The sequence below is a fragment of the Burkholderia anthina genome, assembly GCF_001547525.1.
Classification (GTDB): Bacteria; Pseudomonadota; Gammaproteobacteria; order Burkholderiales; family Burkholderiaceae; genus Burkholderia; species Burkholderia semiarida.
In genome coordinates this window covers 1170685-1184845 of sequence record NZ_CM003768.1, presented here as the reverse complement: position 1 = coordinate 1184845, position 14161 = coordinate 1170685, and the positions used below count along the sequence as shown (strand labels likewise).

At 68.2% G+C, this 14161-nt stretch carries 12 protein-coding genes; 2 read left to right on the top strand and 10 right to left on the bottom strand.

What is annotated here, in order from left to right:
* Positions 1–178: 178 nt before the first annotated feature.
* The 3 genes from WS64_RS05465 to WS64_RS05455 all read right to left on the bottom strand — a co-directional run bounded on the left by WS64_RS05465 (position 179) and on the right by WS64_RS05455 (position 2103).
* Complete coding sequence (locus WS64_RS05465) at positions 179–613, bottom strand: hypothetical protein (RefSeq protein WP_060965937.1); 435 nt, start codon at positions 611–613, stop codon at positions 179–181.
* A gap of 210 nt (positions 614–823) precedes the next feature.
* Positions 824–1051 carry a sulfurtransferase TusA family protein gene (locus WS64_RS05460; protein ID WP_006402122.1) on the bottom strand — a complete coding sequence of 76 codons (228 nt, stop codon included), beginning with the start codon at positions 1049–1051 and terminating at the stop codon, positions 824–826.
* Between the two features lie 116 nt (positions 1052–1167).
* A complete protein-coding gene (locus tag WS64_RS05455; protein ID WP_060965936.1) occupies positions 1168–2103 on the bottom strand; it encodes a LysR family transcriptional regulator in 936 nt (311 codons plus the stop codon).
* 109 nt (positions 2104–2212) lie between these two features.
* Between WS64_RS05455 and WS64_RS05450 the strand changes: the two genes are divergently transcribed.
* Positions 2213–3733: a CoA-acylating methylmalonate-semialdehyde dehydrogenase gene (locus WS64_RS05450; RefSeq protein WP_060316271.1), complete on the top strand. Its 1521-nt coding sequence runs from the start codon at positions 2213–2215 to the stop codon at positions 3731–3733.
* Between the two features lie 57 nt (positions 3734–3790).
* On the opposite strand, the gene WS64_RS05445 is transcribed toward WS64_RS05450, so the two are convergent.
* The 7 genes from WS64_RS05445 to WS64_RS05415 form a co-directional block, all read right to left on the bottom strand.
* Entirely contained in the window at positions 3791–4675 is an 885-nt protein-coding gene (locus WS64_RS05445; protein ID WP_059640667.1) for a MurR/RpiR family transcriptional regulator, read from the bottom strand.
* Positions 4676–4958: 283 nt separating this feature from the next.
* A complete protein-coding gene (locus tag WS64_RS05440; RefSeq protein WP_060965935.1) occupies positions 4959–6131 on the bottom strand; it encodes a Gfo/Idh/MocA family protein in 1173 nt (390 codons plus the stop codon).
* A 31-nt stretch (positions 6132–6162) separates the two neighbouring features.
* Positions 6163–7089: a TIM barrel protein gene (locus tag WS64_RS05435; protein WP_060965934.1), complete on the bottom strand. Its 927-nt coding sequence runs from the start codon at positions 7087–7089 to the stop codon at positions 6163–6165.
* 39 nt (positions 7090–7128) lie between these two features.
* Positions 7129–8142, bottom strand: coding sequence for a bifunctional inositol 2-dehydrogenase/D-chiro-inositol 1-dehydrogenase (locus WS64_RS05430; protein ID WP_059575882.1), 1014 nt, complete (start codon positions 8140–8142; stop codon positions 7129–7131).
* Positions 8143–8228: 86 nt separating this feature from the next.
* Positions 8229–9254, bottom strand: coding sequence for an ABC transporter permease (locus WS64_RS05425; protein ID WP_060965933.1), 1026 nt, complete (start codon positions 9252–9254; stop codon positions 8229–8231).
* 27 nt (positions 9255–9281) lie between these two features.
* A complete protein-coding gene (locus tag WS64_RS05420) occupies positions 9282–10856 on the bottom strand; it encodes a sugar ABC transporter ATP-binding protein (RefSeq protein WP_059640657.1) in 1575 nt (524 codons plus the stop codon).
* A gap of 68 nt (positions 10857–10924) precedes the next feature.
* Positions 10925–11851: a sugar ABC transporter substrate-binding protein gene (locus WS64_RS05415; RefSeq protein ID WP_059575888.1), complete on the bottom strand. Its 927-nt coding sequence runs from the start codon at positions 11849–11851 to the stop codon at positions 10925–10927.
* Between the two features lie 316 nt (positions 11852–12167).
* On the opposite strand from WS64_RS05415, the gene WS64_RS05410 reads away from it, so the two are divergent.
* Complete coding sequence (locus WS64_RS05410) at positions 12168–14120, top strand: bifunctional 5-dehydro-2-deoxygluconokinase/5-dehydro-2-deoxyphosphogluconate aldolase (protein WP_060965932.1); 1953 nt, start codon at positions 12168–12170, stop codon at positions 14118–14120.
* Positions 14121–14161 lie beyond the last annotated feature (41 nt).

The following is a 14161-nucleotide window of genomic DNA, read 5'->3' as shown; positions in this document are numbered from 1 at the left end:
GGCGAGCCGTCGTTCGCCGCTCGCGCCTCCTGCGCACCCCGGCGACCCCGGCTAAATATCTCAAAAACGGGGCACGGACGAACCGGCGATTTCATCATAGTAGTATGAAATTCGCCAAGAAATTGCGCGGACTATCGCCCTTTCTTCGAATAATCCCTTCTGTTGCGCAACCGGACGCCTATTCGGCGCCCGCGATGCCGGCCACCGGCTCGGCACAGTCGTCTGTCGGCACGCGCGGCGACGGCGGCTGCGCCAGCGGCCGTTGCGCAAGCATCCGCTGCAGCTGGTCGCGCACACGCTCCCACGCGCCGGCCGCGTAATCGGGCTGGCCCGCCGCCCATGCCTGCGCCAGATCGAACACGCGTTCGATCGTCGCGCCGCAGTAGGTCGGGCCCGAGCCGTCGTCCCGCGCGGCATCGCGCAGCCGTTCGTCGAGCCACTCGGCCAGCCACGGCATCTCGGCCGCGGCCGAATCCGCATACGCCTCCAGCGCGGCACGCGCGTGGCGGTCCTGTTGCGGATCGAGCTCGATCCGGCTCAATTCCGACGTGCGCACGGGCGCAATGCTTTCCGCTCCGGACGGGCTTCCAAAGGTCCCTGGTCTGAAGGACATGTCCTCTCCCCGTTGTACGACGGTAGCGTCAGGCATGGCCCCCGAGCCCGCCGTGCGACGTACCGTGGCCGGCGCCTCCGCTGGGAGCGGACGACCGGCCGGCTCAGTATACGCAGCCGGTCGCGCGACGAGGTTTAAGAATTGTCAGAAAGGAGCGGCAAGACACGGCCGGCCGGAAGCCTGCCGCGGCGGGATGGGGAATGCGCGCCTTCAGCGGCGGCGCATCAGGAACACGAAGGTCTTGTCCTGCGTCGTCGATTCGACGATCTCGTTGCCCGTCTGCTTCGCGAACGCGGCGAAATCGCGCTGCGAGCCCGGATCGGTCGCGAGCACCTTGAGGATCTGCCCGCTTTCCATATCGGCAAGCGCTTTCTTGGCACGCAGGATCGGCAACGGGCAATTGAGCCCGCGCGCGTCCACTTCCTTGTGAATCTGCATCGGCTGTCGACCTTCGAATGACGCGCCACACCTGGCGCGGGAGGAAGCCGCGATTTTACCGCAGCGCCGCCGCGCCTGCCCGGGCGCCCACGGCCCGGCGCCCGCCTGCATCCGGCTCATGCGCCGGAGAAACCGCCCGCGAGCCGTTCGCGCAGGTGCCGCACGAGCGCGCGCACCGCGCTCGGCACGACGGGGCTGTACGGGCGGATCGCGAAAATATGGTCGCCGAACGCGCCCGACGGCCGCCAGCCGTCGAGCAGCGCGACGAGGCGGCCGGCGTCGAGATCGCGCCGCGCGCTGAAATCGGGCAGCAGCGCGATGCCGAGCCCGCCGAGCGCGGCCTCGCGCATCGCCTCGCTGTTGTTCGCCGCGAAACTGCCGCGCACCGGCACGCTCACGCGCTCGCGCCGGCGGCCGTCCGGCTCGAAGCTCCACGCGGCCGGCTCGTTCTCGCGCAGGTAGCACAGGCAGCTGTGATCGACGAGCTCGCCCGGGTGGCGCGGCGCGCCGCGCGCGTCGAGATAGTCGCGGCTCGCGACCAGCAGCGAACGCGTGTCGCACAGCTTCCACGCGACGTGGGTCTGCGGCGCGGTGGTCGTATGGCGAATCGCGAGATCGAAGCCCTCCTGCGTCAGCGAATGCAGGCGATCCGACAGGTCGAGCTCGATCTGCACGCCCGGATGCCGGCGCAGGAAATCGGGCAGGTGCGGCACGACCTGCTGGCGCCCGAGCGCGACCGGCACCGTCACGCGCAGCAGCCCGCGCGGCTCGCCGGCGAGATCCTTCACGCGCGCGAAATGCTGGCCGATCGACTCGAACGCGTCGCGCGTGCTGTCGACGAGCGTCTGGCCCGCGTCGGTGAGCCGCACGCTGCGCGTGGTGCGGCGCACGAGCGGCACGCCGGCCGCCTTTTCGAGATCGGCGATGCGCTGGCTCATCGCGGCCTTGCTGATGCCGAGCCGCTGCGCGGCAGCCGTGAAACTGCCCGCCGCGGCCAGCACCGTCAGCGAATGGATATGCGGCCAGAGCGCCTGGACATTTTGCTGATTCATCCGCCGATTATTCAGAATTCTGAACAGTGAATCAAGTTTGGCGGACTTCTCCCGCCCTGCCGGTTTCCCTAGACTGGGCGCTGTTCGCCTTCATCCCCAGGAGACACGCATGACCACGGTTCCCGCGTATACGTCCGACGCCGACGTCGGCCACTACATCGACGGCGCGCCCGTCGCCGGCCGCAGCGGCCGCTTCCAGGACGTCCTCAATCCGGCGCTCGGTCGCGCGGTGCGTCGCGTGGCGCTGGCCGACGACAGCGAAGTGCGGCAGGCCGTCGCCGCCGCCCACGCCGCGTTCCCGGCCTGGGCCGACACGCCGCCGATCCGCCGCGCGCGCGTGCTGCACCGCTTCCTGCAACTGATGAACGAGCACCGCGACACGCTCGCGGCGATCATCACCGCCGAGCACGGCAAGGTGTTCTCGGACGCGCAGGGCGAAGTCGCGCGCGGCATCGACATCGTCGAATTCGCATGCGGCGTGCCGCAACTGCTGAAGGGCGACTTCACCGACCAGGTCAGCACCGGCATCGACAACTGGACGATGCGCCAGCCGCTGGGTGTCGTCGCGGGCATCACGCCGTTCAACTTCCCGTGCATGGTGCCGTGCTGGATGTTCCCGGTCGCGATCGCGACGGGCAACACGTTCGTGCTGAAGCCGAGCGAGCGCGACCCGTCGGCCGCGCTGTTCATCGCCGACCTGCTCACGCAGGCAGGGCTGCCGGCCGGCGTGTTCAACGTCGTGCAGGGCGGCAAGGACGCGGTCGATGCGCTGCTCGACCACCCGGACGTGCAGGCCGTCAGCTTCGTCGGCTCGACGCCGATCGCGGCGTACGTGCAGCAGCGCGCGGTGCAGTCGGGCAAGCGCGTGCAGGCGCTCGGCGGCGCGAAGAACCACCTCGTCGTGATGCCCGACGCGAACATCGAGCAGGCCGTCGACGCGCTGATCGGCGCCGCGTACGGCTCGGCCGGCGAGCGCTGCATGGCGATCAGCATCGCGGTGCTGGTCGGCGACGTGGCCGACAAGATCGTGCCGGCGGTCGCCGAACGCGCACGCAAGCTGGTGATCGGCGACGGGATGTCGCCGGAAGTCGAGATGGGCCCGATCGTCACCGGCGAAGCGCTCAAGCGCATCGAAGGCTATATCGAGCAGGGCGTGAACGAAGGCGCGCAACTGGTGGTGGACGGGCGCGGGCTGCGCGTGCCGGGCCGCGAGGCCGGCTTCTTCACCGGCGGCACGCTGTTCGACCACGTGCGCCCCGACATGCGGATCTACCAGGAAGAGATCTTCGGGCCGGTGCTCGGCTGCGTGCGCGTGAAGGATTTCGGCGAAGCGGTCGACCTGATCAACGCGCACGAGTTCGGCAACGGCGTGTCGTGCTTCACGAGCGACGGCGGGATCGCGCGCGAATTCGCGCGGCGCATCCAGGTCGGCATGGTCGGCATCAACGTGCCGATCCCGGTGCCGATGGCGTGGCACGGCTTCGGCGGCTGGAAGAAGAGCCTGTTCGGCGACATGCACGCGTACGGCGAGGAAGGCGTGCGCTTCTACACGCGCCAGAAGTCGGTGATGCAGCGCTGGTCGTCGAGCATCGGCAAGGGCGCCGAATTCGCGATGCCGACCGCGAAGTAAGCCGGCCGGTGCGCCGCCCGTCGAGCCGTTCGGCGGGCGGTGCGCAGCCAGTCGGGATCAACCGGCTTTCGTGCCGTGCGCGCCGTCGGCGCTCGGCATATAGGATAGCTCGAGCCGGTACGCGAGCGCGACGAACAGGCTCTGCGCGAGGCCCATCGTCGCGGTCAGCGCGCGAAAGCCAAACGTCGCGCTGTCCTGCACCATCAGCGTCACCTCGGCCTCCCGCGCGAGCGGGCTCATCCGGCTGTCGGTGATCGCGATCAGCCGCGCGCCGCGCTGCGCGGCCTGCTGCGCGACCTGCACGGTCTCGTCTGCGTACGGCATGAACGAGATCGCGATCATCACGTCGCCCTCGCGCACCGACCGGATCTGGCCGAGATGCATGCTGCCGAGCGCGCTGAACAGCCCGATGCGCTTGTCGGTGTGCTGCAGCGCATAGTCGAGATACACGGCGATCGGAAACGCGCGCCGCGACCCGGCGATCCAGATCGCCTGCGTATCGGCGAGCAGGTCGACCGCCCGCGCGAGCGCCTGCGAATCGAGCGTCTGCCGCAACTGCTGCATCCCGGCGATGCTGCCCTTGATGAATTCGTCGGCGATCTGTTCGGGCTGCAGGCTCGACGAACCGGCTTCGATCACGTCGCGCAGCCGCAGGTTGTATGCGCGCCCCGGCGCGATCTGCTGCGCGAGCCCTTCGCGGAACAGCCGCTGCATTTCGGAGAAGCCGGAAAAGCCGAAGTGCTTCGCGAAGCGCACAACGGCCGACGGCTGGACGCCGCAGGCCTCCGCGAGCGACTGGATGCCTTCCAGCCCAAGCTGGTCCCGATGCGTTTCCACGTGGCGCGCGATCACCTTCAGGCGATTGCTGAGGCCGTCGTACTCCTGCGTCAGGTGCTGCAGGAACGCCTCGACGGTGGCGGGAGGTTTCTCGGATGAACTCATCGGATAGCGCGAAGTTGACGGCCCCGATGCGCGCGCGTGGCTGGCGGGCGCGGCCCGGGGCTCGACTGGATACATGCATGAAGGGCGAATTTAATCACGTTTGCGGCACGGCCCGTGCCGCGTGCTCGCTCCCACGCGCTCGATCATCACCAGGGTCTGTTGACGTACGCTCCACGGCAAGACTGGAACCGATTGTCCAACGCGCGCGCGGCGGCGTAAAGATCGGGGTGTGTACCGAGGCCGGCTGCCGCGGCGAAACGCGGCGCAGCCGGCCTTGCCCGCTTCAACGATAGTCGACCCACACGCCGCCCGCATCGGCCGAACGCACGCAGTTCTCGACCCAGCGCACGCCCTCGACGCCCGCGTGCACGTCCGGAAAGCGGATGGTCTTCAATGCCGTCGCGTCGCCGCGATCGGCCGCGTCCATCGCGAGCGCGAAGCGCGCGTACAGGTTCGACCATGCGTCGAACAGCCCTTCCGGATGCCCGGCACCGATGCGGTCTTCGCGCAATGCGTGCGGATGCAGGTACGGCATCCCGCGATCGAGCATCTGCGCGGGCTGCCCCTGGATTTCGTAGCGCAACTGGTTCGGATGCTCGTCCCACCATTCGACGCTCGCCTTCGAGCCGATCACGCGCACCTTCTGCCCGTGCATCGAGCCGGCGTTCACCGCGCTCGACCACACGTAGCCGATCGCGCCGGTGTCGTATTCCATGATCGTGAACGCGTTGTCCTCGAGCGGCGCGCGGCTCTTCACGAAGCTCTGCCGCGAACACATCAGCCGCCGGATCTTCAGCTCGGGCGCCATCACTTCCGAGATGTACAGCGGGTGCGTGCCGATGTCGCCGAGCACGTAGCTCGGGCCCGCGAATTTCGGATCGACGCGCCAGCGCGCGGCCGCGCTCGCGGCCTCGACGCCCTCGCTATGGAAGCCGTGCGCGAACTGCATCTGCACGATGCGGATCTCGCCGAGGTCGCCGCGCGCGATCATCTCGCGCGCCTGCTCGATCATCTGGTGTCCGGAATAACCGTACGCGACGCCGACGATCCGGTTCTTCTCGACCGACAGCCGTTGCAGCGCCTCGGCCTCCTCGGTCGTGAAGCACAGCGGCTTCTCGCACACCACGTGCAGCCCCGCGTTCAGCGCGGCGCGGCAGATCTCGAAGTGCGTGTTGTTCGGCGTCGCGATCGACACCGCGCGGATGCCGTCGGGGCGACGCGCCTCGGCGTCGAACATCGTCGCGTAATCGGGATAGCAGCGCTCGGCCGCGACGCCGAGCTTCACGCCGAACTGGCGGCCGCGTTCGGGATCGATATCGAATGCGCCGGCAACCAGCTGGAAGCTGCCGTCGCGCAGCGCGGCCGACCGGTGGCTGTAGCCGATCTGGCTGCCGAGCCCGCCGCCGACCATGCCCCAGCGAATCGAATGTCCAAGCAGAATCTGTCCGTCAATCATGATGGTGATGTTCCTGGTGCGTGTTCATGGGTCATGCAAAACCGGCCGACGCGAGAAACGCGCGGCTCGCGGCGACGTCGCGCAGGCTCGTGCCGGCGTTGCGCGGGTCGCGCTCCTGCTCGATCGTGATATAGCCCGCGTAGCCGATGGCGTCGAGCGCCTCGCGGATCGCGCGGTAGTCGAGCACGCCGGCGCCGATCGGGCACATCACGCCGCGCGCGCAGGCGGCGAAGAACGCGATGTGCTCGCCCATCACCGCGTCGTATACGGCTGCGTCAATGTCTTTGAAATGCACGTAGTCGAGCCGTGCCGCATGGCGGCGCAACCACGCTTCCGGGTCCATGCCCGAGTAATACAGGTGGCCGGTATCGAGACAGAGGCCCGCCGTCTCGGCCGGAATGTCGGCAACGATCCGGTCGATCTCGTCCGCGAATTCGATGTAGCCGCCCGCATGCGGATGAATCACCGCGCGCACGCCGAACTCGTCGCGCGCGATCGTCGCGATCTGCCGGATATGGTCGACCATCCGCGCCCAGCGCGTGTCGGACAGCCGCGGCGCGCGATCGCCGTGGCCGGCCGCGTAGTCGCGCTCCTCGTGGCCCCAGTCCATCACGACCAGGTACGGCGCCGCGTAGTGCTGGCCGTCCTGCGTCGGCAGCTTCGGCAACTGCGTGATCAGCGCGCAGATGTCGCGCGTCTGGCGCAGCAGGTTCGGCAGGTTCTCCGGCGACACGAGATCGTCGAAAATCGTGCCGGCCGTGATGCTCAGGCGCTGGCGCTCGAGCTCGGCGCTCACCACGTCGAGCTCGAGCGGGATATAGCCATAGGGCCCGAGCTCGATGCCCGAATAACCGGCCTGCGCGGCCTCGGCGAGCACGTGCCGCCACGGCGGCAGATGCGGGTTCTTCACGTCGTCGACGCCCCAGCAGCACGGGGCGCAACCTATCTTCATCGTCATCTCGGTCGGTCCGGTACGTCAGCGGCGGGCGGGCGCTGGTCAGCCGCGATAGAACGCGGGGCGCTCGGCCATCGCGATCGGCTCGACCGCGCCGGTTTTCTGCGCCCGCACGCACGCGTCGGCCGCGACCGCCGCCGCGTAGCCGTCCCACGCGGACGGCCCGGTCAGCACGCCCTGCCGCACGCCGTCGATGAACGCCTGCAGCTCGACGTCGTACGACGCGATGAAGCGCTCCTTCCAGTCGGTCATGATCTCGACCGACTGCCGCGCCGCATGCTTGAGCCCGACGGCCGGCGGATCGGGCAGCTTCGCGATGCCCTGCTCGCCGACCACCTCGCACTGGATGTCGTAGCCGTACTGGCAGTTCACGAAGATCTCGACGTCGATGCGCACGCCGCTCGCGGTTTCGAGCAGCACGATCTGCGGATCGGCGAGATGCGCGGATGCATGGCGCGTCTTCTTCGGATAGACGACCTGCGCGCTCGTGTAATCCTCGCCGAGCAGCCAGCGCAGCACGTCGAGTTCGTGGATCAGCGTGTCGGTGATCGCCATGTCGGTCGTGTAGCGCTCGCCGACCGACTGGTTGCGGTGCGCGCAATGCAGCATCAGCGGCGCGCCGATTTCGCCGCTGTCGATCACGCGCTTCAACGCGCGATAGCCTTCGTCGTACGGCCGCATGAAGCCGACCTGCACGAGCCGCTTGCCGTGTGCGAGCTCGGCTTCGACGATCCGCATGCAACCGTCGGCCGTGACGGCCAGCGGCTTCTCGCAGAACACCGGCTTGCCGTGCGCGATCGCGTCGAGCACGAACGCTTCGTGCGTCGGCCCCCACGACGTGACGAGCACGGCCTGCACGTCGGCGGCCGCGACCACTTCGTGGCCGTCGCCGTAGATCTCGGCGTCGAGCCCGTATTTCGTCACCGCGTCGCGCGCCTGCCGCGGATCGATGTCGTTGACGGCCACGACGCGCGCGCCGGACAGCGTGCGGGTCAGTCTGCGAATGTGGTCCTGGCCGATCGCGCCGCAGCCGATCACGCCGATTTGCAAGGTCATGCAGTTGTCTCCGGTGGTTCGTTCATCAGCGGTGCGGCCCATGCCGCGCCGGTCGCTTCCCTCTCGAATGCGGGCGGCCCGCGCGCTCAGCGGCGCGACTTCTTGTTGCGATACTGGTCGGCGATCACGGCCGCGACGATGATCGCGCCCTTCACCATCTCCTGGTAGTACGCGTCGATGCGGATGAACGTGAAGCCCGACGTCATCACGCCGAGGATCAGCACGCCGATCACGGTGCCCGTCACGCGACCGAGGCCGCCCGACAGCGACGTGCCGCCGATCACGACGGCCGCGATCGCATCGAGCTCGTACATCACGCCCATGCCCGACTGCCCGGAGATCGCGCGCGCGGCCGTCACGGTGCCGGCGATGCCGCTCAGGAGGCCCGCGATCGCGTAGACGAAGATCAGGTGCCGCGTGACGTTGATGCCCGACACGACGGCCGCGTGGCGGTTCGCGCCGATCGCATAGGTGTACTTGCCGAAGCGCGTATAGCGCAGCACGACGTGGAAGATCGCGGCGATCACGACGAAGATGATCACCGGATTGGCGCCCGCGCCGATCGCCGCGAACGGGTCGGTCAGCATCGACACCGGCATCCCGTTGGTGAACCACTTCGCGAAGCCGCGCGCGGCGACCATCGTGCCGAGCGTCGCGATGAATGGCGGGATGCCCGTCATCGCGATCAGCGTGCCGTTCAGCAGGCCGACCAGCAGCCCGACGCACACGCCGGCCAGCACCGGCCAGATGACCGGCAGGTCGGTGAGGTGCGGAAACACCGCGCGCGGGAAGTCGGACACCTGCGCGAGGCTCGCCGACACGACGGCGGCGGCCGCCACGACCGACCCCGACGACAGGTCGATCCCGCTCGTGATGATCACGAGGTTCACGCCGACCGCGATGATGCCGATCACGGCCATCTGCAGCACGATGATCTCGAGCCGCTCGGCATTGAACAGGAAGCTCTGGCCGACGACGACCCAGCCGACGATCTCGAAGAACAGGCTGATGCCGACCAGCACGAGAAAGATGCTCAGTTCGGGCGGCCACTTCGCATGCCGCGACTTGAGTGTCATGGTCCGCGCATCCGCGACCGGGTTCAGGTTGCCCATTTCAGTTGTCTCCAATCTTGTTTCGGCTCAGCGCGACGCGAGATCCATGATGCGGACCTGGTCGGCGTCCTTGCGATCGACGATGCCGGTCATGCGCCCTTCGTGCATGACCATCACGCGATCGCTCATGCCCAGCACTTCCGGCATTTCCGACGAGATCATCAGCACCGCGACGCCCTTGCCGGCGAGCGCGCTGACGAGCCGGTGGATCTCGGCCTTCGCGCCGACGTCGATGCCGCGGGTCGGTTCGTCCAGGATGAGGATGCGCGGCTGCGTGAGCAGCCACCGGCCGATCAGCACCTTCTGCTGGTTGCCGCCGGACAGGTTCTGGATGGTCTCGTGCAGCCCGGGCGACTTCACGCGCAGCATCCGGCTCATTTCCTCGCAGTCGCGCTTCAATTGCGCGTGCTGCACGAAGTTGAATTTCACATAGCGACGGCTGAGCACCGCCGCTTCCATGTTCGCGAGCAGGTCGAGATTCAGGAAGCAGCCGGAGTCCTTGCGGTCCTCGGTGAGGAACGCCATTCCGTGCCGCATCGCCTGCGCGGGCGTCGAAATGCGCACCGGCTTGCCGTCGATGCGGATCTCGCCAGACGTGGCCGGCACGACGCCGAACAGCGCCTCCGCGACGTTCGAGCGCCCGGAGCCGACGAGGCCCGCGACACCGAGAATCTCGCCCGCGCGCAGCTCGAAGCTCACGTCGCGGAACACGCCGTCGACGCAGAGATCCTTCACCGACAGCACGACGTCGCCGATCGGCACCGCTTCCTTCGGGAACATCTGCGTGATCTCGCGCCCGACCATCATGCGGATGATGTCGTCGCGCGTGACGTCGCTCGATGCGTGCGTGCCGATGTACTTGCCGTCGCGGAACACCGAGAATTCGTCGGCGATCTCGAACAGCTCGTTCATCTTGTGCGTGATGTAGACGATGCCCTTGCCCTGCTCGCGCAGCTGGCGAATGATCCGGAACAGGTGCGTGACTTCCCTGTCGGTCAGCGCGGAGGTCGGCTCGTCCATGATCAGCACGTCCGAGTCGAACGACACGGCCTTCGCGATCTCGACCATCTGGCGGCTCGCGACCGTCAGCGTGCGCACGTCGGTTTCCGGATCGATGTCGATCGACAGCCGCTCGAACAGCTCGGCCGTGCGGCGGCGCAGCTCGGCGTGATCGATCAGGCCGAAGCGGTTCTTCGGTTCGCGGCGGATCCAGATGTTCTCCGCGACCGTCATGTAAGGCATCAGGTTGAGCTCCTGATGGATCATCGCGATCCCGCGATCGAGCGCGTCGAGCGGCCCGTTCAGCACGACCGGCTCGCCGTTGATCAGGATTTCGCCCTGGTCGGGCGTGTAGACGCCCGCGATGATCTTCATCAGCGTGGACTTGCCGGCGCCGTTCTCGCCCATCAGCGCATGAACGGTGCCGCGGCGCACGCGGAACTGCACGCCGTCGAGCGCGACGACGCCGGGAAAGGACTTGCCGACGCCGCGCACCTCGAGCACGCAGTCGGCCATGGGCGCACCGGACGAACCCGGCGCGGCGGACGACGCGGCCGGCGCGCTTTCGCTGGCCATCGAGCGCGCGATCCTGGCTGTAAACATGGACGTTCCTCGAAAGTCGCGCGCGAGCCCGGCCGCGCCGGGCCCGCGCAGTTCAGCGGGAAAACCGGTCAGTGCTTCGCGTACTGGTTCATGTTCTCCGGCGTGACGAGCTCGAACGGCACGTTCACGTAGCGATCGACCGGCTGCTTCTTCGCGAGCTTGAGCGCCGCGGCCACCGCTTGCGCGCCCTGCCCGGTCGCGTTCTGGTAGACCGACACCTTCAGCTCGCCGGCCTTCATCGCCGCGAGCCCGTCCGGCGTCGCGTCGATGCCGGCGACGACCGTCTTCGGCGTCAGCTTGCGCGCGGCCTTCAGCGCGTTGATCGCGCCAATCGCCATTTCGTCGTTGTTCGACACGATCGCGTCGAACTTCGTCCCGGAGCTCAGCCAGTTCATCGTGATGTCCTGGCCCTGCGTGCGGCTCCACTTGCCTTCGCGCTTGTCGACGATCTTCATGCCCGCGCAATCCTTCGTCGCGATCACGTCCTCGATGTCCTTGGTGCGGGCGCGCGCCGACTCGTTGGACAGCTCGCCCATCAGCACGAGGATGTCGCCCTTGCCGCCGAGCAGCTTGCACACCTGGCGCGCCTGCAGCGTGCCCGACTGCTTCTCGTCGGAGGCGACGACCGCGACGCCGGCCGGCAGCTTGTCGAAATCGACCGGCTTGCGGTTCACGTAGACGAGCGGGATCTTCGCGGCGGTCACCATCTTCGTGATCTTCGGCGTCGCGTCGGTATCGACCGCGTTCACGATGATCGCGTCGACCTTCTGCGCGATCATGTTCTGGACCTGGCTCAACTGCTTGCCGACGTCATTGCCGCCGTCCTCGATCTGCACGGTCACGCCGTCCTTCTTCGCCGAATCGGCAATGCTGTTGCGCAGGATGGTCAGGAACGTGTCGTCGAACGATGCCATCGTCACGCCGATCTTCTCGGCATGCGCGAGCGGCGCGGCCAGGATCGCGGCGGCCGCGACGGCCATCAGCTTGGTCTTCATGATCAATCTGTCTCCTCATCTCCGGGGGCGGAAGACGGCGCGTTGCGCGCCGCCGGGCCGAGTCCGATCTGGTCCGATCGGGACTGAAGCATCCGGATGAAACTGTAGATCACTTCCTCGAAAAATTGGAAATTTATTTCTACGTGATTTCACCTAGGGAACTAGATTTCCAAAAAGTCTAGACTCCGTTCCGTAGCCCGATTCCCGGCGGCAGGCAGCCTCGCGTCGTGCGGCACGTGCCGCGGACAGCCTCCGCCCAATCGGCCCCCCAATCCGCCGGCAGCGCCGAACGCCGGCCGCGAGCGTGACACGTGATATGAGCCTGAACTTTCCGAGTGACCGCCCCATCGATCTCGCCTGCCTCGGCCGCGTGGCCGTGGATCTCTATGCGCAGCAGTACGGCAGCCGCCTCGAGGATGCACGCAGCTTCCAGATGTATCTCGGCGGTTCGTCGGGCAACGTCGCGTTCGGCGTCGCGCGGCTGGGCCTGAAGACCGCGATGATTTCGCGCGTCGGCGACGAGCAGATGGGCCGCTTCCTGCGCGAGACGCTCGAGCGCGAAGGCTGCGACACGAGCCAGTTGCAGACCGACCGCGAGCGCCTGACCGCGCTGGTGCTGCTCGGGCTGAAGGATCGCGACACGTTCCCGCTGCTGTTCGTGCGCGAGAACTGCGCGGACATGGCCGTGCGCGCCGACGAGATCAGCGAGGACTTCATCGCCGGCTGCCGCGCGCTGGCGATCACCGGCACGCATCTGTCGACGCCGGGCACGCGCGAGGCGTCGCTGACCGCGTTGACGTATGCGCGCCGCCACGGCGCCGTGCGCATCCTCGATATCGACTACCGGCCGGTGCTGTGGGGGCTGACCGCGCGCGGCGCCGGCGAAAACCGCTATGTGCCGGACGCGCAGGTGACGCGGCAGTTGCAGCAGGTGCTCGGCGAATTCGACCTGCTGGTCGGCACCGAGGAGGAATTCCTGATCGCGGGCGGCGTGCCGCACGACCTGATCGCGTCGTTGCAGGCGGTGCGCGCGATCACGAACGCGACGCTGGTGGTCAAGCGCGGCGCGCTCGGCTGCTGCGTGATCGAAGGCGACGTTCCCGCGCGCATCGACGATGCGCCGACCTTTCTCGGCGAGCGGGTCGAGGTGCTCAACGTGCTCGGCGCGGGCGACGCGTTCCTGTCGGGCCTGCTGTCGGGGCTGCTGCGCGGGCGCGACTGGGCCGAATCGACGCGCATCGCGAACGCGTGCGGCGCGATCGTCGTGTCGCGCCACGCGTGCTCGGCCGCGATGCCGACGCCGGCCGAACTCGCGCACTGGTTCGACGGCGGCCGCAACCCGGCGGTCGATGCCGATCGCACGCTCGCGCACCTGCATCGCGTGACGGTGCCGCGCCGCGACTGGGACGACCTGTGCGTGATGGCGTTCGACCATCGCAGCCAGTTCTACGAGCTGGCAGTGCAGGCCGGCGCGGACGAAGCACGGATCAAGACGTTGAAGCGCCTGCTCGTGCGCGCGGTCGAACAGGTCGAGCGCGATCGCGGGATCGCCGGCCACGTCGGCGTGCTGATCGACGGCGGCGCATACGGCAGCGACGCGCTCGCGTCGGCCACGGGGCGCGGCTGGTGGGTCGGCCGCCCGGTCGAGCTGCCCGGCTCGCGGCCGCTGCGTTTCGACGACACGCGCTCGGTCGGCTCGTCGCTCACGCACTGGCCGACCGAACAGGTCGTGAAGTGCCTCGTTCACTATCACCCCGACGACTCCGTCGACCTGCGCGTCGAGCAGGAGCAGCGCGTGCTGGAACTGTGGGAAGCCACGCGCGCGAGCGGCAACGAGCTGCTGCTGGAAATGATCCCGCCGCGCGCGGTCACGCCGGCCGGCACCGAGGACGACGCGGTGCTGCGCACGGTCGCGCGCTTCTACAACCTCGGCGTGAAGCCCGAATGGTGGAAGCTCACGCCGCTCACCGCCGACGGCTGGGCGCGGCTCGCCGCGCTGATCGCCGAGCGCGACCCGTACTGCCGCGGCGCGGTGATCCTCGGCCTGAACCAGCCGCTGCAATACCTGGTCGACAGCTTCCGCTCGGCGACCAACCCGATCGTCAAGGGCTTCATGGTCGGGCGCACGCTGTGGGCCGATGCGTCGCTGAACTGGTTCGCGGGCCGGATCGACGATCAGGCGCTGATCGACGAAGTGGCCGGCAACTTCGCGCAACTGGTCGACGCGTGGCTCGGCCGCCGGGCCACCGCGCGGGCCGCCGCGGCCTGATGCCCCGTGTTCGTGACGACCACCCGACTTCTCTCTATCGA